Origin of the sequence: Vibrio sp. 10N.247.311.49, assembly GCF_041467655.1 — a bacterium.
GTDB lineage: Bacteria > Pseudomonadota > Gammaproteobacteria > Enterobacterales > Vibrionaceae > Vibrio > Vibrio crassostreae_C.
In genome coordinates this window covers 1-18,440 of record NZ_JBFSVA010000015.1, presented here as the reverse complement: position 1 = coordinate 18,440, position 18,440 = coordinate 1, and the positions used below count along the sequence as shown (strand labels likewise).

General features: G+C 45.3%; 22 protein-coding genes. 13 read left to right on the top strand and 9 right to left on the bottom strand.

Annotated features, from left to right (window positions below; all coding sequences use genetic code 11):
- Positions 1–105 precede the first annotated feature (105 nt).
- The 6 genes from crp to AB6E54_RS15015 all read right to left on the bottom strand — a co-directional run bounded on the left by crp (position 106) and on the right by AB6E54_RS15015 (position 5,822).
- Complete coding sequence (gene crp / locus AB6E54_RS15040) at positions 106–738, bottom strand: cAMP-activated global transcriptional regulator CRP (protein WP_004729651.1); 633 nt, start codon at positions 736–738, stop codon at positions 106–108.
- A 239-nt stretch (positions 739–977) separates the two neighbouring features.
- Positions 978–1,847 (bottom strand): phosphoribulokinase, encoded by an 870-nt coding sequence (locus tag AB6E54_RS15035; RefSeq protein WP_010435210.1) that lies wholly within the window; start codon positions 1,845–1,847, stop codon positions 978–980.
- A 77-nt stretch (positions 1,848–1,924) separates the two neighbouring features.
- Complete coding sequence (locus tag AB6E54_RS15030; RefSeq protein WP_010435208.1) at positions 1,925–2,137, bottom strand: YheU family protein; 213 nt, start codon at positions 2,135–2,137, stop codon at positions 1,925–1,927.
- A 95-nt stretch (positions 2,138–2,232) separates the two neighbouring features.
- Complete coding sequence (locus tag AB6E54_RS15025) at positions 2,233–3,225, bottom strand: hydrolase (RefSeq protein WP_372107213.1); 993 nt, start codon at positions 3,223–3,225, stop codon at positions 2,233–2,235.
- Between the two features lie 207 nt (positions 3,226–3,432).
- Positions 3,433–3,903 carry a TIGR02444 family protein gene (locus AB6E54_RS15020; protein ID WP_372107212.1) on the bottom strand — a complete coding sequence of 157 codons (471 nt, stop codon included), beginning with the start codon at positions 3,901–3,903 and terminating at the stop codon, positions 3,433–3,435.
- On the bottom strand, positions 3,900–5,822 hold the full coding sequence (locus AB6E54_RS15015; protein WP_017061112.1) for an ABC transporter ATP-binding protein: 1,923 nt from the start codon (positions 5,820–5,822) through the stop codon (positions 3,900–3,902). Before AB6E54_RS15015 ends, AB6E54_RS15020 begins: the two co-directional genes overlap by 4 nt.
- Before the next feature lie 174 nt (positions 5,823–5,996).
- On the opposite strand from AB6E54_RS15015, the gene kefG reads away from it, so the two are divergent.
- The 5 genes from kefG to AB6E54_RS14990 all read left to right on the top strand — a co-directional run bounded on the left by kefG (position 5,997) and on the right by AB6E54_RS14990 (position 10,589).
- Positions 5,997–6,581 (top strand): glutathione-regulated potassium-efflux system ancillary protein KefG, encoded by a 585-nt coding sequence (gene kefG, locus AB6E54_RS15010; RefSeq protein WP_372107210.1) that lies wholly within the window; start codon positions 5,997–5,999, stop codon positions 6,579–6,581.
- Positions 6,568–8,364 carry a glutathione-regulated potassium-efflux system protein KefB gene (kefB, locus tag AB6E54_RS15005; RefSeq protein ID WP_372107209.1) on the top strand — a complete coding sequence of 599 codons (1,797 nt, stop codon included), beginning with the start codon at positions 6,568–6,570 and terminating at the stop codon, positions 8,362–8,364. Before kefG ends, kefB begins: the two co-directional genes overlap by 14 nt.
- Positions 8,365–8,520: 156 nt before the next feature.
- The gene (locus tag AB6E54_RS15000; RefSeq protein ID WP_019825339.1) at positions 8,521–8,721 is read left to right on the top strand and encodes a YheV family putative zinc ribbon protein; all 201 of its coding nucleotides are present in this window, start codon (positions 8,521–8,523) and stop codon (positions 8,719–8,721) included.
- A 94-nt stretch (positions 8,722–8,815) separates the two neighbouring features.
- On the top strand, positions 8,816–9,406 hold the full coding sequence (gene slyD / locus AB6E54_RS14995) for a peptidylprolyl isomerase (protein ID WP_017063705.1): 591 nt from the start codon (positions 8,816–8,818) through the stop codon (positions 9,404–9,406).
- Between the two features lie 217 nt (positions 9,407–9,623).
- On the top strand, positions 9,624–10,589 hold the full coding sequence (locus tag AB6E54_RS14990; protein WP_017066209.1) for an isoaspartyl peptidase/L-asparaginase family protein: 966 nt from the start codon (positions 9,624–9,626) through the stop codon (positions 10,587–10,589).
- A 180-nt stretch (positions 10,590–10,769) separates the two neighbouring features.
- On the opposite strand, the gene AB6E54_RS14985 is transcribed toward AB6E54_RS14990, so the two are convergent.
- Together AB6E54_RS14985 and AB6E54_RS14980 are read right to left on the bottom strand one after the other, a co-directional pair.
- Positions 10,770–10,997, bottom strand: coding sequence for a SlyX family protein (locus AB6E54_RS14985; protein WP_009848930.1), 228 nt, complete (start codon positions 10,995–10,997; stop codon positions 10,770–10,772).
- Between the two features lie 5 nt (positions 10,998–11,002).
- A complete protein-coding gene (locus AB6E54_RS14980; RefSeq protein WP_372107248.1) occupies positions 11,003–11,980 on the bottom strand; it encodes a WD40 repeat domain-containing protein in 978 nt (325 codons plus the stop codon).
- Positions 11,981–12,111: 131 nt separating this feature from the next.
- On the opposite strand from AB6E54_RS14980, the gene fkpA reads away from it, so the two are divergent.
- From fkpA to fusA, 8 genes are all read left to right on the top strand, one after another.
- Positions 12,112–12,888: an FKBP-type peptidyl-prolyl cis-trans isomerase gene (gene fkpA, locus AB6E54_RS14975; RefSeq protein WP_017061105.1), complete on the top strand. Its 777-nt coding sequence runs from the start codon at positions 12,112–12,114 to the stop codon at positions 12,886–12,888.
- Between the two features lie 205 nt (positions 12,889–13,093).
- A complete protein-coding gene (locus tag AB6E54_RS14970) occupies positions 13,094–13,819 on the top strand; it encodes a transcriptional regulator (protein WP_004729851.1) in 726 nt (241 codons plus the stop codon).
- Entirely contained in the window at positions 13,813–14,202 is a 390-nt protein-coding gene (gene tusD / locus AB6E54_RS14965; RefSeq protein ID WP_017063709.1) for a sulfurtransferase complex subunit TusD, read from the top strand. The genes AB6E54_RS14970 and tusD overlap by 7 nt, the downstream gene beginning before the upstream one ends.
- On the top strand, positions 14,199–14,555 hold the full coding sequence (gene tusC, locus AB6E54_RS14960) for a sulfurtransferase complex subunit TusC (RefSeq protein ID WP_017063710.1): 357 nt from the start codon (positions 14,199–14,201) through the stop codon (positions 14,553–14,555). Before tusD ends, tusC begins: the two co-directional genes overlap by 4 nt.
- Positions 14,556–14,563: 8 nt before the next feature.
- Complete coding sequence (gene tusB / locus AB6E54_RS14955; protein ID WP_372057610.1) at positions 14,564–14,839, top strand: sulfurtransferase complex subunit TusB; 276 nt, start codon at positions 14,564–14,566, stop codon at positions 14,837–14,839.
- Between the two features lie 182 nt (positions 14,840–15,021).
- Positions 15,022–15,396, top strand: coding sequence for a 30S ribosomal protein S12 (rpsL, locus tag AB6E54_RS14950; RefSeq protein ID WP_004737194.1), 375 nt, complete (start codon positions 15,022–15,024; stop codon positions 15,394–15,396).
- Positions 15,397–15,503: 107 nt separating this feature from the next.
- Positions 15,504–15,974, top strand: a complete 471-nt coding sequence (gene rpsG / locus AB6E54_RS14945) for a 30S ribosomal protein S7 (RefSeq protein WP_010435163.1) — start codon at positions 15,504–15,506, stop codon at positions 15,972–15,974.
- Between the two features lie 166 nt (positions 15,975–16,140).
- Complete coding sequence (fusA, locus tag AB6E54_RS14940) at positions 16,141–18,237, top strand: elongation factor G (RefSeq protein WP_017061101.1); 2,097 nt, start codon at positions 16,141–16,143, stop codon at positions 18,235–18,237.
- On the opposite strand, the gene AB6E54_RS14935 is transcribed toward fusA, so the two are convergent.
- The coding region (locus AB6E54_RS14935) for a hypothetical protein (protein ID WP_210439060.1) at positions 18,234–18,440 on the bottom strand (207 nt) is incomplete at its 5' end. The two genes, fusA and AB6E54_RS14935, sit on opposite strands and share 4 nt — an antisense overlap.

Below are 18,440 nucleotides of genomic sequence, written 5' to 3'. Positions count from 1 at the left end.
GCTGTAGGTGTTTCATTCGTATTTTCTTTGTAGATCTTTAGAAAACAAAAAAGCCACCAAATTTGCATTTGGTGGCTTTCAAATTTTAGGCTCAGTTAATCGAGATTAACGAGTGCCATATACCACGATAGTTTTACCGTGTGCAGAAATTAGGTTCTGCTCTTCTAGCATCTTCAAGATACGACCAACTGTCTCACGAGAACAACCAACGATCTGGCCAATCTCTTGGCGAGTGATCTTGATTTGCATGCCGTCAGGGTGAGTCATTGCATCTGGTTGTTTTGCTAGGTTTAGTAGCGTTTGTGCGATACGACCAGTTACGTCAAGGAACGCTAAGTCACCAACTTTTTGGCTAGTTACTTGTAGACGGTTTGCCATTTGCGCTGATAGACGCATTAGGATGTCTGGGTTCACTTGGATAAGTTGACGGAATTTCTTGAAAGAAATTTCAGCTACTTCACAAGGAGATTTTGCACGAACCCAAGCTGTACGCTCTTGGTCTTCTTCGAATAAGCCTAGCTCACCGATGAAGTCGCCTTGGTTTAGGTAAGAAAGAATCATTTCCTTACCTTCTTCGTCTTTGATAAGAACTGCCACAGAACCTTTAACAATGTAGTACAAGGTTTCTGCCTTTTCACCAGCATGAATCAAAGTACTTTTTGATGGGTACTTATGAATATGACAGTGTGAAAGGAACCACTCTAATGTTGGATCGGTTTGAGGTTTACCTAGAACCATAATATCTCACTTCCTCTGCAGGGTATGCTTGCCGCTTTCCGTATTTTAGCTAAGCCTGGATTGACTTGTAGGATAAGAGCACTCGTTGAGCGCTGCAAGCTATCTTGTGTTTCGTTTAAGAATAGTATCCTTTTTCAGGTACTATTTCTTGATTTTAATCGTGACCAAGCTACGATTTTTTACGCAAAATTGTGCACATGATCACGGTATGAAAAGTAATCAACCAGAATGGTGCTCTGTTAACCAATTTTTCCGGTTTCGATGAGTTGTTGTAGGATCGGCCTTACAATGAGCTCCATAGCAAAACTCATCTTCCCTCCTGGTACCACAAGCGTGTTGTGGCGAGACATAAATGAGCCATCAATCATAGCTAAAAGGTAAGGGAAATCGACGTTTTTGATGCCGCGCAAACGTATAACAACGAAGCTTTCGTCTAAACTTGGAATCCCTTTGGCGTTGAGAGGGTTAGATGTATCTACGGTTGGAACACGCTGAAAGTTGATGTGAGTGCGCGAAAATTGCGGGGTAATGTAGTTAAGGTAATCATCCATCGAACGAACAATGGAATCCATTACGGCTTCGCGTGAGTGGCCACGATCGCGGGTGTCACGAACGAATTTTTGAATCCACTCTAGGTTTACGATAGGTACCATGCCAATCAGCAAATCGACGTGTTGAGAAACGTTAATGTCGCCATCAACCACACCGCCGTGCAGGCCTTCGTAAAACATCACATCGGAGTTTTCAGGGATCTCTTGCCATGGCGTGAAGGTGCCCGGCATTTGATTGTAAGGCACGGCTTCATCGAAGGTGTGTAGGTAGCTTCTTACTTTACCTGTACCTTCGTTACCGTATTTACGGAAGAACTCTTCTAGCGCACCAAAGTCGTTGGCTTGTGGACCAAAGTAGCTGATGTGCTTACCTTGCTCGCGCGCTTTACGGATCTCGACATCCATCTCTGGTCGAGTGAAGCGATGGAAACTATCCCCTTCAACCCAAGCGGCCTTCACGTCCATCATATTGAACATTTTACGGAAGGCTTCTGAGGTGGTGGTGGTGCCGGCTCCAGATGAACCCGTCACCGCAATAATTGGATGTTTAGCGGACATGACAACCCTTGTCTTTTGAGTAACTTACTTGTTAGCAATCGTTTACCACTATAACACGGCTCCTTTATGAGCGCAGCTTAGAAGCGTTTTGTGACTTGAATATCAACGGTTTCATGCAGCTCAGAAAACACAATGCTGACTTCTCCTGAAGCTAATTGATGTTTCACTTGATCAATCTTGTTTTGCAGTGAAACCTCTACGTCGCCGTAGTCTGTGCCTTCACGCAGCACGAACTCTTTGATGAGGTTTTCCAGTGTCTCTGGCGCAATGTCTTGCCATGGGATGATCATAAATACTTCTCTCTTTTATGTTCATAAATAGGTTTATTGATGTAGAAATGCGTGTGCTTAGTATTGTTTTACTTCTATTTACTAAGGCTCGGTCATTATGCCGAATCTTGGATACTTTCATAGTAGGCAGGCAAGGCTTCTTCTAACCAAAACCTTGGCTTGAGTGTACTGCCAGTAATAAACCCAACATGGCCGCCTTTTTGAAACAGTCGATAATCGATGTTATCGGGCAGAACAAATTTTGGGATCACATCATCGGTCATGAAAGGGTCGTCTTTGGCATGAATGATCTGAGTCGGTAGTTTGATCTTATTGAGCTTAGGCAGAGCAGAACATTGCGCATAATAATCTTGGGCATTTTTGAAGCCGTGCAGAGGCGCAGTGATTCGTTCATCAAACTCATACAGTTTGGTGATGTTCTTGATGGCTTCAGCGGTGATGCCAAGTTTTTCCTGCAGCAGGTTAACCTTTTTTAGCGCATTCGATTTTAGAGAGTTGAGCAGGTACTTCTTATAGAGCTTGGAGAAACCACGCTCAATACGACTAGAGCAACACGCTAAGTCAAAAGGAGCAGATACGATGGTCGCCGCCGACAGCAATGGGTCGTCTGCGTACTCAGCCAAATAGTTCGCCAGCATGTTTCCACCTAAAGATATGCCAACCGCAACCTTAGGGTTATTCGGAAACTGGGCGTGCAGGTGTCTTAGAAAAAAGCGCGCATCTTCGACTTCACCTGAATGGTAAGCGCGAGCCAGGCGATTGGGTTTTCCGCTGCAGCCTCTGAAGTGCATCATCACGGACAACCAACCATCTTTAGCAAACGCATTCATTAATCCATTGGCATAAGGGCTCTCAAAGCTACCTTCTAAACCGTGGAATAGAATGAATATCGGCTTGCTACTGCGATCATTTTTATTTGAGGTGTCACCGTCTGGTGATTCGCTCCAAGCAAGATCAAGAAAGTCACCATCGGGTGTTTCTAAGGTTTGCCAGTGAGGATGAAACAGCGCCTGCTTTCGAATAAACCGTGGCACTAAGGTTTGTAAGTGCGGATTAGAGAGACCAGCAGCTGCGGTAAATATTGTCATAAAAACGATCCATGCTTCTTTATACGGGTTTTGATAACGTGTTGAGTTTGTAACGAAACGCCCACGTTTTTATTTGAGCTTGGTTGATTCTCGGCATAAGCGCAAGGCTTCACTTATACGAGATACAAAAACAGACTATGGGTAACCGTTTGAATAATATCAAGGTTAAGCTTGGATCTTGATTGAATAAAAGGGAAAGAGAACGAGCTAGGGCTGTGGTGCTGGTTCAGAAAAAGCGTCGCAGAGGTTTTCAGCCCCTAATAAACGACAGTACTGAAAAGTGAGCGGTGATTGCTGGTTAGCGTACAGTTGTAGGGAGTTTATACAGTCGACCAGATCGGACTGTTGTTGCTTTTCAAGCTGTAACTCAAACTTTAGCGCTTCACGGTATAGAGAGTCGACAACGTGTGCTTTGAGATGTTTACGTAGCTCTCGATAGCTATGAAGCAGGGTTTCAGAGCGGCTTAAACACTGTTGAACTTTATGCCACTCTTCTTCAGCAAAAGACAATTGCTGCTGATCAAGCCATTTGAGAAGCAGCAGTAGATTGACGTTGCCGTGGAACTGGTTTTGCAAAGCTAAGCACGCATCCTTTACACCGCGCACACTGTAATACTGAAGGCTAAATTGCCATAGTCGTTCCAGTGTTAGTGATATTGGGGCGTGCTCTGGGCTCATAAGCTATCCATATCCTGTTCCATCTGCTCAAGCTCTTCTTGAGTGGACATCCAATCCATTTCAACTTCTTCTAGCTGTGACTTACTGCTCGCTTGGAGAGCGAGTACTTTATTCAGTTTAGCCTTATTTTCAGCTTCATACAGTGATGTGTCGGATAATTCTTGCTCAGCTTCTTCAAGAGCCTGCGTTAATTTATCCATCTGCTTTTCAAATTGAGTGAGCTTTTTACGCAGTGGTGCCGTCAGTTTACGGAACTCGGCTTCTTTACGTTTCTGCTCTTTTTTCGCTGCTGCACTGTTGGCGCCGTCTTTGGCTGGTGCCAATGCTTGTGCTTCTTTGCGCTCAACTTTCTGTTGCTCGGTTAGCCACTTGTAGTAATCGCTTAGGTCACCATCAAACGGTGCGACTTGGCGGTCGTGTACAAGGTATAAATCATCGGTAGTTGCACGCAGTAGGTAACGGTCGTGCGATACGATAACCATTGCGCCTTCAAACGTCTGCAGGGCAAAAGTCAGCGCTTGACGCATGTCGAGATCCAAGTGGTTGGTTGGTTCATCGAGTAGCAACAGGTTCGGTTTTTGCCATACCAGTAGCGCCAGAACTAAACGCGCTTTTTCACCACCAGAGAAGGGTGCCACTTTATCGAGCGCTTTTTCACCTTGGAAACCGAAGCTACCTAGGTAATCACGCAATTGTTGCTCGGTGTGTTTAGGGGCAATCTGCATCATGTGCTGCAGCGGTGTTTCTTCTGGGTGCAACGTTTCTAACTGGTGCTGTGCAAAGTAACCAATCTTAACGCCTTGCGAATAACTCAGTTCACCGCCTTGCTGTTTAAGTTCGCCAGAAAGCAGTTTAATCAGTGTTGATTTACCAGCACCATTTCGACCAAGTAGACCAATACGGCTACCCGGTACTAGGTTCAGGCGAATTTTCTCTAGAATCAGATTGTCATCATAGCCCGCTGATACTTCATCCATCATCATGATTGGATTTGGTAGCGCGTCTGGTTCTCTAAACTCAAAGCTGAATGGATTATCAAACTGAGCAGGCAGCACTTGTTCCATTTTCTCTAGCGCTTTAATACGGCTTTGCGCTTGGCGAGCCTTTGACGCTTTGTAACGGAAACGGTCAATGTAGCTCTGCATGTGAGACATCTGTTTCTGCTGCTTTTGGTACATCGCTTGTTGCAGAATCAGTTTTTGCGCTCGTTGGGTTTCGAACGATGAGTAGTTACCCGTGTACTCATTGAGCTGCTGATTTTCAACGTGCACGATGCGGTTGACGATAGGGTCTAAGAAGTCCCTATCGTGCGAGATAAGTACTAGTGTGCCAGGGTAGCTTTGTAACCAACGTTCTAGCCACATTACTGCGTCTAAATCCAAGTGGTTGGTAGGCTCATCGAGTAGCAGTAGGTCACTGCGACACAGTAGGGCTTGCGCTAGGTTCAAACGCATACGCCAACCACCTGAGAATTGAGTCAGGTTCCATGTCATTTGTTCTTGGCTAAAGCCTAGGCCATCCAGTAACTCGGCAGCACGTGCCTTGATGCTGTAACCACCAATGGTTTCAATCTTGCCATGGATCTCTGCTACCAATGTGCCGTTATCGGCTTGTTCAGCTTTCTCTAGTTGATCTTCAAGGCCGCGGTATTCACGGTCGCCATCAATCACGTATTCAATTGCTGTTCTTTCTAATGCAGGTGTTTCTTGAGCAACCCAAGCCATTTCCCAATGGGCTGGTTTACTGAATGAACCTGCATCAATCGACAGTTCGTCCTTAATTAAGGCGAATAGCGTAGATTTACCACAGCCGTTTTTACCAACCAAACCGATCTTGTCGCCAGGGTGAAAAGTCGCAGATGCTTGGTCGAGGAGTGGCTTACCGCCGCGTAGCAATTGAATATCAGAGAAAGTAATCATAATTGAAATAGCATAGAAATTAGAGGTGAACAGACGCCTGCATAGTAGGCTGAAACCAGATAAAAGTCGATCACAATGCAATTTGCGTTATGATGCCAATAACATATTAATAACTTTTATTTAAATTCTAGTGGCCTTGCCACCGTTTAGCCCTTAAAGGAATGTTTCAAAGGAATGAGTATTACTCCCTCGATAGACAAACCCGTGCCAAAGGTATTAGTGATCTATGCGCACCCAGAGCCGCAAACCTCTATCGCTAACCAGATCATGGTTAAAAAGATAGAGTCGCTTGGGAATGTTAAAATCCACGATCTTTATGCCCTCTATCCTGACTTCTTTATTGATGTGCCTTATGAGCATGAACTGCTTCTGCAGTACGATGTGATTGTGTTCCAGCATCCTCTGTTTATGTATTCTTGTCCTTCGTTATTGAAGGAGTGGTTTGATCGAGTATTAGGCAAGGGCTTTGCGTTTGGTGAGCAAAGTGCACTTAAGGGTAAGCATTGGCGCAGTGTTATCACCACGGGTGGTAAAGAAGAGGCGTTTGGTGCTGCAGGCTATAATAAGTATCCCTTACAAGAGATCTTGCAACCGTTTGAGCTAACTGCCGCTTTGTGCCAGATGCACTGGATGTCACCTTTAGTTTTACATTGGGCTAGAAATGTCTCGGATATGACGCGTTACCAACACGCAGAAGCGTATCGAAATTGGTTGCGAGACCCGCTACAAGATATAGGAGCAGATGATGGCTCTGACTAATGATTTTCTACAAAGTAGCGTTATATTTTTAGCGGCTGCTGTGGTTGCGGTTCCTATCGCGCAGCGAGCTGGCTTGGGTTCAGTACTCGGTTACTTGTTAGCTGGTGTCGCGATTGGCCCTTGGGGACTTGGCTTAATCAGTGACGTAGAGGCGATTCTGCACTTCTCCGAATTCGGGGTAGTACTGCTGCTCTTCCTGATTGGCTTAGAGCTTAACCCGAAAAAATTGTGGCAGATGCGAGCCCCCATTCTCGGGCTGGGTGGCGCGCAAGTGCTGATCACCACCCTGATTATTACCGCCATCGCCTGTATGTTCGGTTTAACGTGGCAAACTAGCCTAGTGATAGGTATGGGCTTAGCTTTGTCTTCGACCGCAATCGCGTTGCGGGTTATTGAAGAGCGTGAACTCGGTGGTAAAGAAGCGGGGCAGTCTGGCTTTGCAGTGTTACTTTTCCAAGATATTGCAGTAATCCCTATGCTAGCAATGCTACCTTTGCTAGCAGGTAATACAGGCGGCAGCTGGGCGGACATGCTTTGGATGCTGGGTGGTGTGATTGGTCTGCTGGTCGGTGGCCACTTCTTATTGAGGCCTTTGTTCCGCTACGTCGTTATGAGTGGTGTGCGTGAGCTATTTACTGTTGCAGCGTTGTTACTTGTGATTGGTATTGCCGTCATCATGCAACAGATTGGCTTGTCGATGGCATTGGGTACTTTCCTAGCGGGCGTGCTTCTAGCTGAAAGTGAATATCGACATGAGCTTGAAATTGCGATTGACCCATTCAAAGGGTTGTTGCTTGGTCTGTTCTTCATCTCTGTGGGTATGGCGGTAAATTTAGGTTTACTTGCTGAAAGCCCATTCGCGATACTGATTGCTGTATTAGCTCTCGTGGTTTTGAAAGGCTTAGTGCTGTATGGGCTAGCTCGTATTTTCGGTACTCAAGCCAAAGCCCGTAGTCGCATGGCGATGATTCTCAGCCAAGGTGGTGAGTTCGCTTTCGTTATTTTTACCGCGGCGAGTGCTCAAGGTATCTTAAGCGGCGAACAAGTGTCGTTCTTACTGGTGGTTGTGAGTTTGTCGATGGTGACCACGCCATTGATGCTTAAACTGCAAGACCGATTCTTTGCACGTCAGCTTAATCAAATCAGTGAAAGTGCGATGTCTTCGGATGTGGTTGATCGCAGCCCTCGAGTGATTATTGCGGGCTTTGGTCGTTTTGGTCAGATCATTGGTCGTCTGATGTATGCCAACAAGATTCGTATCACTGTCCTTGAAAGTGATGCCAGCCAAATACACATCCTTAGAAAGTTCGGCTACAAGGTGTTTTACGGAGACTCGACTCACCTAGAGCTATTACGCGCAGCCGGTGCTGATAAAGCAGAGGCGATTGTGTTGTGTACTGACTCCCCTGATGAAATCATGAAAACCGTCGATTTATGTAAGCAGCACTTCCCACGCTTAAAGATCTTGGCGCGTGCACGAAGCCGTGTTGAAGCGTATCAACTACTTAACCACGGTGTGAGTAACTATTCGCGTGAAACCTTCCTTGGAGCATTGGATTTAGGTCGTCAAACATTGACTGAACTTGGCATGCATCCATATAAAGCGAAGCGAGCAGAAGCACACTTTAGAAAGTTGGATAATGGTATGCTGAAAGAGTTGCTGCCTCAGCATAACGAAGATGCCGAGTTAGCCCAAAGAGCGAAAGAGGCTCGTAAAGAACTTGAAGAGATCTTTGGACACGAGATGGAAAACGATCACCAATCTCGAAACTATTGGCAGTAGCTTGAAGTGATAACTCATGCTTGAGCTTAGAAATAGAGCTTGGGCATAGAAATAACAGACTATAGAACTAACCTAATAATAAACGCGGTCTCTGCTTAACTTATCAATAAAGTGAGTGGGAAGAACCGCGAATCCAGAGCAGTAAAGGATATGAACGTGAAACAGAAAAAACGCTTTATCGCAGGGGCAAGCTGCCCAAGTTGCAGTACTCAAGACACACTCCGTTGGTGGATTGAAAATAATATCGAGCTGGTGGAATGTGTCGATTGTGACTTCACAGAACAGCGTAAACCGAAAACTGTAGAGAAATCTGAACACGCGAATCAAGAAATGATCGGTATTTTTAAGCCAGAATGATTGAGTTTCGTTAATTGATCCCCATAATATCCCGGTACAGAATTTTTCCTAAGCTCAACTGTTCGAGCTTAGTCCAAACCTCCTTGGAGCTCTCATGAAAATTGAAAAGAACGTAGTAGTTAGTGTTGCATATCAAGTGAAACTTGAAGATGGTGTAGTAGTTGACCAATCAACTGCAGAAGCTCCACTAGATTACCTTCACGGTCACAACAACCTAATTACAGGTCTTGAAAAAGAGCTTGAAGGCAAAGTAGCTGGCGACAAGTTCTCAGCAACGGTTACTCCAGAAGACGCTTACGGCGAGCACAACGATGACTTAGTTCAACGTGTTCCTGCAGACGTATTCCAAGGTGTTGAGCAAATCGAAGTTGGCATGCGTTTCCTAGCTGATACTGACCAAGGTCCAATCCCAGTTGAAGTTACTGAAGTAGATGGCGACGAAGTTGTTGTTGATGGTAACCACATGCTAGCTGGCCAAACTCTAACGTTTGACGTTGAAGTTGTAGCGGTTCGTGAAGCGACTGAAGAAGAAGTTCAACACGGTCACGTACACCAAGAAGGCGGCTGTGGCGGTCACGACCACGATCATGACCACGAAGGCGGTTGCTGTGGTGGCGAAGGCCATGACCACGGTGAAGAGAAAAAAGACGGCTGCTGCGGCGGCGGTAGCTGTGGTTCTCACTAATACCGAATTAACGGTTTAGTTTAAGAATCTTGAAAGCCTCCCTTGTGGAGGCTTTTTGCGTTTAGGAGTCTCGCTTTTTGACCTCGCTTTTCTCTACCAAACTAAGTGTCCGCAAATCTAAGCATTCGTAAAAGTTTGGTTTTCGTTATCAGACATCGAACCATGGATGTGGTATTGATAGCACAACATTATAAGACGACGTCAGTGGAGAGTTTGTATGTCACAGCCTTTTTCAATTGCCATTCATGGTGGTGCAGGAACCATCTTGCGCGAGCAAATGAGCTATGAATTAAAAGCGGGTATTACCGAGGCTTTGGAAAAATCGGTTTTGGCTGGTTATCAAATATTGCAATCGGGTGGTGATGCTCTGGATGCGGTAGTGGCATCGGTTAAGGTGATGGAAGACAGCCCGCACTTTAATGCCGGTAGGGGCTCTGTTTTAACGCATGATGAATTTGTTGAGATGGACGCTTCTGTGATGCATGGCCGCGAAATGGATGCAGGTGCTATTGCAGGCGTTCGCCATATCAAAAACCCAATTGAGCTTGCACGTGATGTGATGCGGAAAAGCGACCATGTGTTGCTGATTGGTGAAGGTGCCGAGAAGTTTGCGTTTGAGCATGACTACACCTTTACCGAGCAAGACTACTTCTTTACTGAGCGCCGCTATGACCAACTTCAGTCGATGAAAGAGAAAGGCATCTTTGCTCTGTCTGAAGCGAAATATGATCAGCAGCAAGCTGAGAAATACCCTGACGATAAAAAGTACGGCACGGTTGGTGCGGTCGCATTAGACCAAGCGGGTAACTTAGCGGCAGCAACCAGTACCGGTGGCGTGACCAATAAGAAATACGGTCGTGTGGGTGACTCTCCGATCATTGGTGCAGGAACCATCGCTGAAAATGGCAATGTTGCCGTCTCAACAACCGGGATGGGTGAGTTCTTCCTACGTAAAATGGTCGCCAGTGATGTCGCAGCACGAATGCGTTATCTGAAAGAAGATGTGCACACCGCTTGTGAAACGATCATTCAAGGTGAATTGAAAACCATGGGTGGAGAAGGTGGCTTGATCGCTATCGATGGCCAAGGCGATATACATTTTGGTATGAACAGCTCAGGAATGTATCGTGCAAGCGTTGATACTCAAGGTCGTGTTGAAGTGAAGATTTATGCCGACGACTAAGTTGGTATCGGCTTAATTGGCTTTAGCTTATTCACTGAGATGAAATAAACAAAAGGGCGACAGATAAGTATCTGTCGCCCTCTTAGTTTTCTATGTCCCGTCCTGAAATGTGTTTACACATTGAGGACGAGAAACTAACGATATGCGTCGTTAGATTTAATTGGTTATTTTGAACCGCACTTAATAGTGTGGAGGTGGCGTCTCTTCTGATGCGTCAGCTAGATTAGAGCCATCCATATTTTTTACTTTGCCAACCACGAACTTCATCTGATCTTGCATTCTCGTGATTAACATTTGTTGTTGGCTAAGCGCTTCATTGAGTTCTTCAATGGTCTGTTCTTGGAAAGCTAGCTGACACTCTAGGTCATTTACGCGGCTTTCTAGTTGTTCAACTCGCTTTTCTGTCATCGTTCTTAATCCACATTCCAAGCTTGGGCAATGCCCGCAGAGGTGCCCGATATCACACGGTTCTTATCATCAAAGGCTGCATCATACACTACCGCACGAGGAGGGCGAGCATCTTTTAATGGCTCAGCATCGTGGCGAGAAATTCGCTTGCCATCCTGAGTATTCCACACACTCACTTGGCTGGATGGTGTGCCCGTCACCAACATACTACCGTCATCAGAAAAACGCGCACTCGAGAAAATCAACTGTCGAGACCAGCTTTGCAATTGCGCTTGAGGTTCGCCCGTTTCAAGATCCCAAATCATCGCTTGATTGCCGCCATCAGAGGTAAAAGCCAGTTCACCATCGCGTTGTAGCGCGACTCGTACTATTCTTTGTTCATGCTCAAAGGTGCGCAACACCAAGCCCGACTCGGTATCCCAAAGGTAAGCTTTGTAGTCGTTGCCGCCTGATAATGCGTAGCGGCCATTAGAAGAGAGGGAGACTGAATTCACTTTTTCTCGGTGAGCAAGGAACTCCAGACGGCGTCCGGTGACTAAGTCCACATAGATGGCTTTTCCATTAGAAAGGCCAAGCAGTACTTTTTCACCATTGCTAGAGATATCGACATCGCGAATCAAGCCGTCGGAGATAGACCAGAGCCCTTGTGCTTGAGTCCAAGATAAGTCCCAAACGGCGAAGTTCATCTGGCTAGCGGTAATGGCAAAACGGCCATTGTCCGAGATACGGATACGCGATACTTGGTTTTCTAACTGGTCTTGTGGACCAAGCTGAGCCAACTCTTGGTCTTCGGCGAGGTCCCAAAGGAGCAGTTGCTTTTGCTGAGAGTAGAGCAGGGCGAAGCGTCCATCTCTGCTGAGTGCAAAGCTGGTGGCACCATTGGGCTCAATTTCCCAACGCTGCTCATCATCTTGGAAGAAAAAGCAACCATTTAACAAGGTGATGACAATTGTACATAGCAATGAGTGGAAAAATATTCGCATCACATCTAATAATCCGGTTTGTGTCGAAAGACATATGACTAGTATATTGTTATAACTAACGTATTCACACCAATCTAATCATTAGATTTGTGCACAATAACCAATGGCTTGGCCATTAATTGGAGAATTCAATGAAATCAGTTTTAAAAGTATCACTGCTTGCCGCAACGGTTATGCTAGCAGTTGGTTGTCAGAAAGAAGAACCAAAGGCAGAAGCTCCACAGGTAGAAGAAGTTAAAGTTGAAGCAGTAAACTTTAAAACAGAAGATGACAAAGCGGCTTACGCAATCGGTGTATCTTTCGCTAACTACCTAAGCACAAGCATTGATAAGCCAAGCGAGCTAGGTATCAACCTAGACAAAGATATGGTTCTTCAAGGTATCGAAGACGTATTCGCAGAGAAAACAGCACTTAACGAAGAAGAAACTCGCGCAGCTCTTGAAGCTCTAGACAAGCGTGTTGCTGAAACGATGCAAGCACAAGCGGCAGAAAAATCTGCAGAAGTGAAGAAAGCCGGTGATGACTTCCGCGCTGAGTTCGCTAAAACTGAAGGCGTTAAGCAAACTGAATCTGGTCTACTTTACCAAGTAATGACTGCTGGTGAAGGCGCTTCTCCAAAAGACACTGATACCGTTCAAGTACACTACAAAGGTACGCTAACAGACGGTACTCAGTTCGACAGCTCTTACGATCGTGGCGAACCAGCAACATTCCCACTAAACCGCGTAATCCCAGGCTGGACTGAAGGCGTACAACTGATGCAAGTTGGTTCTAAGTACAAGTTCGTTATCCCGCCAGAGCTAGCATACGGTGAGCAAGACACACCGACTATCCCAGCTAACTCAACGCTAGTATTCGAAGTAGAACTACTAAACATCGATAACGCTGAAGCAGCTCCTGCACAGTAATATCGGTTAAAAGCCTCGTACTAAAATACGTTGATTGAATAAAAAGCCTAACTTTGAGTTAGGCTTTTTTTATGATTTGAAGATGAGTATTTGATTTTTAAACTTGTTCTAAATCACTAGTTGCAATGTTAGCTAGGTGTGCAATTAAAATTTTCTGATAAACTTACATAAATTTGTTGATTTTTCACACGAAGGTAAGGAATAAGTGACTACTACAGAAACAGTCAATGCAGATGTGTTACTTGAAATGGAATCAGTCCACGTTATGCCATTCAGTGAACACGATAAAATCATTCTAAGATCTTATGAGGCCGTTGTTGACGGTATTGCGAGCCTTATTGGTCCGTTTTGTGAAATCGTTTTGCACTCTTTAGAAGACCTCAATACTTCTGCGATTAAAATTGCCAACGGCGAAAATACAGGTCGTCAGGTTGGCTCGCCGATTACCGATCTTGCATTGAAGATGCTAAAAGATATTGAAGGTTCTAAGCGTAACTTCTCACGTTCATACTTCACTCGCGCTAAAGGCGGAGTGTTGATGAAGTCGATCACGGTTGCTATCCGCAACGGTGAAGACCGAGTGATTGGCCTACTGTGTATTAACGTGAATCTAGACGCGCCATTCTCACAAGTGCTGCAATCGTTCATGCCTACACAAGACGCAGACGAAGCCGCATCATCGGTTAACTTCGCTAGTGACGTTGAAGAACTTGTCGACCAAACGGTTGAACGCACCATTGAAGAAATTAACGCTGACAAATCGGTATCGAACAATACTAAGAACCGTCAGATCGTGATGGAGCTGTACGACAAAGGTATTTTCGATATTAAAGACGCGATCAACCGCGTTGCTGAGCGACTGAACATCTCTAAGCACACCGTGTACCTATACATCCGCCAACGTAAAACAGAGGATGAAGAGGGTTGCTAAGCTATACACTCCTAGTGAATGGGCCAGTCTATGGCTCACAGTCAGCAAGAAGTGCCTACCAGTTTGCCGTGGCTCTGATTAAACAGGGCCACAAACTTCACAGTGTGTTCTTCTATCAAGATGGCGTGAGTAACGGCTCAGACCTTACCGTACCGGCTAACGATGAATTTGATTTAGCTTCTGCTTGGCAAAAGCTGGCTGATGAACACGATGTTAGCCTTGAAACCTGTGTGGCAGCTGCGCTAAGACGCGGAGTGATTAGCTCTGAAGAAGCAGAGCAACATCAACTAAGTGCCTCTAACCTAGCCACTGGATTTACTCAAGCCGGATTAGGGAGCTTATCGGAAGCGCTACTAACGCAAGATAGGGTTGTGCAGTTTTGAGAAAGTTAGCCTTTATATTTAACAGTTTCCCTCATACGACCGCTGCGGGTAGAGAAGGGTTAGACGCCCTGCTTGCTGCGTCCGCATATAGTGAAGACATTGCCGTGTTCTTTGTTGGCGATGGCGTGACACAGCTTCTCAAAGCGCAGCAGCCCGACGAAACACTATCGCGTGACTACATCTCTGCATTCAAACTTATGGACCTGTACGACATCGAACAGGTGTATGTGTGTCAGCGTAGTCTGAGTCAGTTTGGTCTTTCAGCAGACAACCTGCTGATCGATGTGACCACCGTTGAAGCCGACGAGTTAACGCAGAAGTTAGCTCAGTGCCAACAGATACTGACTTTCTAGGGGACGCTATGCTTCATATTGTAAAATCAGTCGACAAACTTAAACTCGCATTGACCTATTCTCAGCCACAAGATCAGTATCTTTTGGTGGAAGATGCGGTGTATGTTTGCCTTCCCAATCATGAGTTATTCACTCAAATCTGCGCAGTAGAGCAGGTGTCGGTGTTAAAACCAGATCTCGATAGCCGAGGTTTACAACTACTTGTCTCAAGTACCATTGATCAAGTTGACTTCGATGGCTTCGTTAAACTGACGGTTTTGAGCGACAAATCAGTGACTTGGTAAGCGTCTTTTATCAGTTTGGTTAAAATTAGACCATCCTGAGCTCTAGACGGCTAAAAAAGATCTGTATATTTCTTGACACACCTCCCACTGCTGAATAGAATTTTGCGTCCCTAATTACGACTTGTGATTAGGGATAGATTTTTCACAAAGCTTACTTTCAAGTAAATTTCAGGAGCTAGTTAATGGCAACTATTAACCAGTTGGTTCGCAAACCTCGTGTAAAGCAAGTTGTTAAAAGCAACGTGCCTGCACTAGAAGCGTGCCCACAAAAACGTGGTGTATGTACTCGTGTTTACACTACTACACCTAAAAAACCTAACTCGGCACTACGTAAAGTATGTCGTGTACGTCTAACTAACGGTTTCGAAGTAACTTCGTACATCGGCGGTGAAGGCCACAACCTACAAGAGCACAGTGTTGTACTAATCCGTGGCGGTCGTGTAAAAGACCTTCCGGGTGTTCGTTACCACACTGTTCGCGGCGCACTTGACTGTGCTGGCGTTAACGACCGTAAACAAGGTCGTTCTAAGTACGGTGTGAAACGTCCTAAGTCTTAATTGATTCTCTTTTTTAAAAAGAAATCGTTAAGTAAGGCCAAACACTATTTTATTTATTATTCTGAAAAGTTTTGGAAAAAACCTGAAGAAGACAACGGAGAATATCCATGCCACGTCGTCGCGTAATAGGTCAGCGTAAGATCCTTCCAGATCCTAAGTTCAAATCTGAATTGCTGGCAAAATTCGTTAACATCCTTATGGTTGACGGAAAGAAATCTACTGCAGAAAAAATCGTTTACACTGCACTAGATTCAATGGCTGAGAAGTCTGGTAAAGACCACTTAGCTGTATTTGAAGAAGCTCTTGAAAATGTTCGCCCAGCGGTAGAAGTTAAATCTCGCCGTGTAGGTGGTTCAACTTACCAAGTACCTGTAGAAGTTCGTCCGGTTCGCCGTAACGCTCTTGCTATGCGTTGGGTAGTTGAAGCTGCGCGTAAGCGTGGTGAAAAATCTATGGCTCAACGCCTAGCGGCTGAAATGCTAGACGCGTCTGAGAACAAAGGTACTGCGGTTAAGAAACGTGAAGACGTTCACCGCATGGCTGACGCAAACAAAGCGTTCGCACATTACCGTTGGTAATACCTTTTTAGTGCTGCAAGGTTCCTTGCAGCACTTCTTTAGTTCCTATGCTTATGCTAGGAACTATTGCTATTTCTAGGGCAAGCAATTTTTAGCGAAGTATCGCTTTTAACGCCTAATCTAGACATAGCAATAGTCCCTAAGTCTCTAATAAGAGGATTCAACCGTGGCTCGTAAAACTCCTATAGAGCAATACCGTAATATCGGTATCGTTGCTCACGTAGATGCAGGTAAAACAACCACAAGTGAACGTATTCTGTTCTATACCGGTCTTTCTCACAAAATCGGCGAAGTTCACGATGGTGCAGCAACCATGGACTGGATGGAGCAAGAGCAAGAGCGCGGTATTACGATCACTTCAGCAGCAACCACTACGTTTTGGCGTGGTATGGAAGCTCAGTTCTCGGACCACCGTATTAACATCATCGACACTCCTGGACACGTTGACTTCACAATCGAAGTAGAACGTTCTCTGCGTGTGCTTGATGGTGCAGTTGTTGTGTTCTGTGGCTCATCTGGTGTTGAACCTCAGTCAGAGACAGTATGGCGTCAAGCTGATAAGTACCAAGTTCCACGTATGGTTTTCGTTAATAAAATGGACCGTACCGGCGCTGACTTCTTGCGCGTAGTTGAACAGATCAAGGACCGCTTAGGCGCAACTCCTGTTCCAATTCAACTGAACATTGGTGCTGAAGAAAACTTCCAAGGCGTTGTCGATCTTATCAAGATGAAGGCAATTAACTGGAATGAAGCTGACCAAGGCATGACTTTCACGTACGAAGATATTCCTGCAGACATGCAAGAAATGGCTGAAGAATATCGTACAGAACTTGTTGAAGCTGCTGCAGAAGCAAATGAAGAGCTGATGGATAAGTACCTTGAAGAAGGTGAACTAACAGAAGCTGAAATCAAACAAGGTCTTCGTACTCGTACCCTTAATAATGAAATCGTACTTGCTACTTGTGGTAGTGCATTCAAAAACAAAGGTGTACAAGCTGTTCTAGATGCAGTTGTTGATTTCCTTCCTTCTCCAGTCGATGTACCTGCAATTAAAGGTATCGATGAAGATGAGAACGAAGCAGAGCGTCACGCAGACGACAAAGAACCGTTCTCAGCGCTAGCATTTAAGATTGCAACAGACCCATTCGTTGGTACTTTAACTTTCATCCGTGTTTACTCTGGTGTTGTTGAAAGCGGTAAAACAGCTTATAACTCTGTGAAGAAACAACGTGAACGCTTAGGTCGCATTGTTCAAATGCACTCAAACAAGCGAGAAGAAGTAAAAGAAGTACGAGCAGGTGACATCGCAGCCATCATTGGCCTGAAAGATGTGACTACTGGTGAAACCCTTTGTGACCAGAACCATAAGATTGTTCTTGAGCGCATGGAGTTCCCAGACCCAGTTATTCAGATCGTTGTAGAGCCAAGCTCTCAAGCTGATCAAGATAAAATGACTATCGCTCTAGGTAAACTAGCAGCGGAAGACCCATCGTTCCGCGTTGATATGGATGCGGAAACTGGCCAGACTCTGATTTCTGGTATGGGTGAACTACACTTAGATATCATCGTTGACCGTATGAAGCGCGAATTTAGCGTGAACTGCAACGTTGGTAACCCGCAAGTGGCTTACCGTGAGACTATTCGTGGTACAGCGAAAGCGGAAGGTAAATTTATCCGTGAACATGGTGGTAAAGGTCAGTACGGTCACGTATGGCTGAAACTAGAACCATCAGAAGCTGGCGAAGGCTTTGTCTTTGTGGATGAAATTGCCAATGGTATCGTACCGAAAGAGTTTATCGCTTCAGTTGCTAAAGGCGTTGAAGAGCAGATGAACAATGGTGTGCTTGCTGGCTATCCAGTTTTGGATATCAAAGCTACACTATATGATGGTTCTTACCATGAAACAGATTCAAGTGAGATGGCGTTTACAATCGCTGCCTCTATGGCTTTCAGAACGGGTGCACTTGAAGCGCAACCGGTTCTGCTTGAGCCTATGATGAAAGTTGAAGTAACTACTCCAGAAGACTGGATGGGTGACGTTGTTGGCGATATTAACCGTCGTCGCGGCATCATCGAAGGTATGGACGAGGGGACAGCTGGCCTGAAGATAATTCGTGCACAAGTTCCGTTGTCTGTCATGTTCGGTTACGCAACTGATTTACGTTCTGCGACACAAGGTCGTGCTTCTTACTCTATGGAGTTTAGTGAGTACGCTGAAGTGCCTAACAATGTTGCAAAAGCAATCATTGCAGAGCGTGGTTAAACAAAAGGAAGGCATTTTTTTTCATTTTTTGAAAGAACAATGCGTCCAAATATTGCGCTAACGAGAGTTGGCGCATAAAATAGCAATTTCTGGCGCGTCTCGCTCAATAATGAACGTGGCGAATCATAACTAGGAAGGAACACGATTGTGTCTAAAGAAAAATTTGAACGTACGAAACCGCACGTAAACGTTGGTACTATCGG

Excerpts from the sequence above, each read along its gene's own strand:
- kefB (WP_372107209.1), top strand. The coding sequence starts at position 6,568 with ATGGCTCTGACTAATGATTTTCTACAAAGTAGCGTTATATTTTTAGCG.
- AB6E54_RS14980 (WP_372107248.1), bottom strand. The coding sequence starts at position 11,980 with ATGCGAATATTTTTCCACTCATTGCTATGTACAATTGTCATCACCTTG.
- fkpA (WP_017061105.1), top strand. The coding sequence starts at position 12,112 with ATGAAATCAGTTTTAAAAGTATCACTGCTTGCCGCAACGGTTATGCTA.
- AB6E54_RS15020 (WP_372107212.1), bottom strand. The coding sequence starts at position 3,903 with ATGAGCCCAGAGCACGCCCCAATATCACTAACACTGGAACGACTATGG.
- slyD (WP_017063705.1), top strand. The coding sequence starts at position 8,816 with ATGAAAATTGAAAAGAACGTAGTAGTTAGTGTTGCATATCAAGTGAAA.
- tusB (WP_372057610.1), top strand. The coding sequence starts at position 14,564 with ATGCTTCATATTGTAAAATCAGTCGACAAACTTAAACTCGCATTGACC.
- rpsL (WP_004737194.1), top strand. The coding sequence starts at position 15,022 with ATGGCAACTATTAACCAGTTGGTTCGCAAACCTCGTGTAAAGCAAGTT.
- rpsG (WP_010435163.1), top strand. The coding sequence starts at position 15,504 with ATGCCACGTCGTCGCGTAATAGGTCAGCGTAAGATCCTTCCAGATCCT.
- AB6E54_RS14990 (WP_017066209.1), top strand. The coding sequence starts at position 9,624 with ATGTCACAGCCTTTTTCAATTGCCATTCATGGTGGTGCAGGAACCATC.
- AB6E54_RS15030 (WP_010435208.1), bottom strand. The coding sequence starts at position 2,137 with ATGATCATCCCATGGCAAGACATTGCGCCAGAGACACTGGAAAACCTC.
- crp (WP_004729651.1), bottom strand. The coding sequence starts at position 738 with ATGGTTCTAGGTAAACCTCAAACCGATCCAACATTAGAGTGGTTCCTT.
- AB6E54_RS15015 (WP_017061112.1), bottom strand. The coding sequence starts at position 5,822 with ATGATTACTTTCTCTGATATTCAATTGCTACGCGGCGGTAAGCCACTC.
- AB6E54_RS14985 (WP_009848930.1), bottom strand. The coding sequence starts at position 10,997 with ATGACAGAAAAGCGAGTTGAACAACTAGAAAGCCGCGTAAATGACCTA.
- AB6E54_RS15035 (WP_010435210.1), bottom strand. The coding sequence starts at position 1,847 with ATGTCCGCTAAACATCCAATTATTGCGGTGACGGGTTCATCTGGAGCC.
- AB6E54_RS15025 (WP_372107213.1), bottom strand. The coding sequence starts at position 3,225 with ATGACAATATTTACCGCAGCTGCTGGTCTCTCTAATCCGCACTTACAA.
- kefG (WP_372107210.1), top strand. The coding sequence starts at position 5,997 with ATGAGTATTACTCCCTCGATAGACAAACCCGTGCCAAAGGTATTAGTG.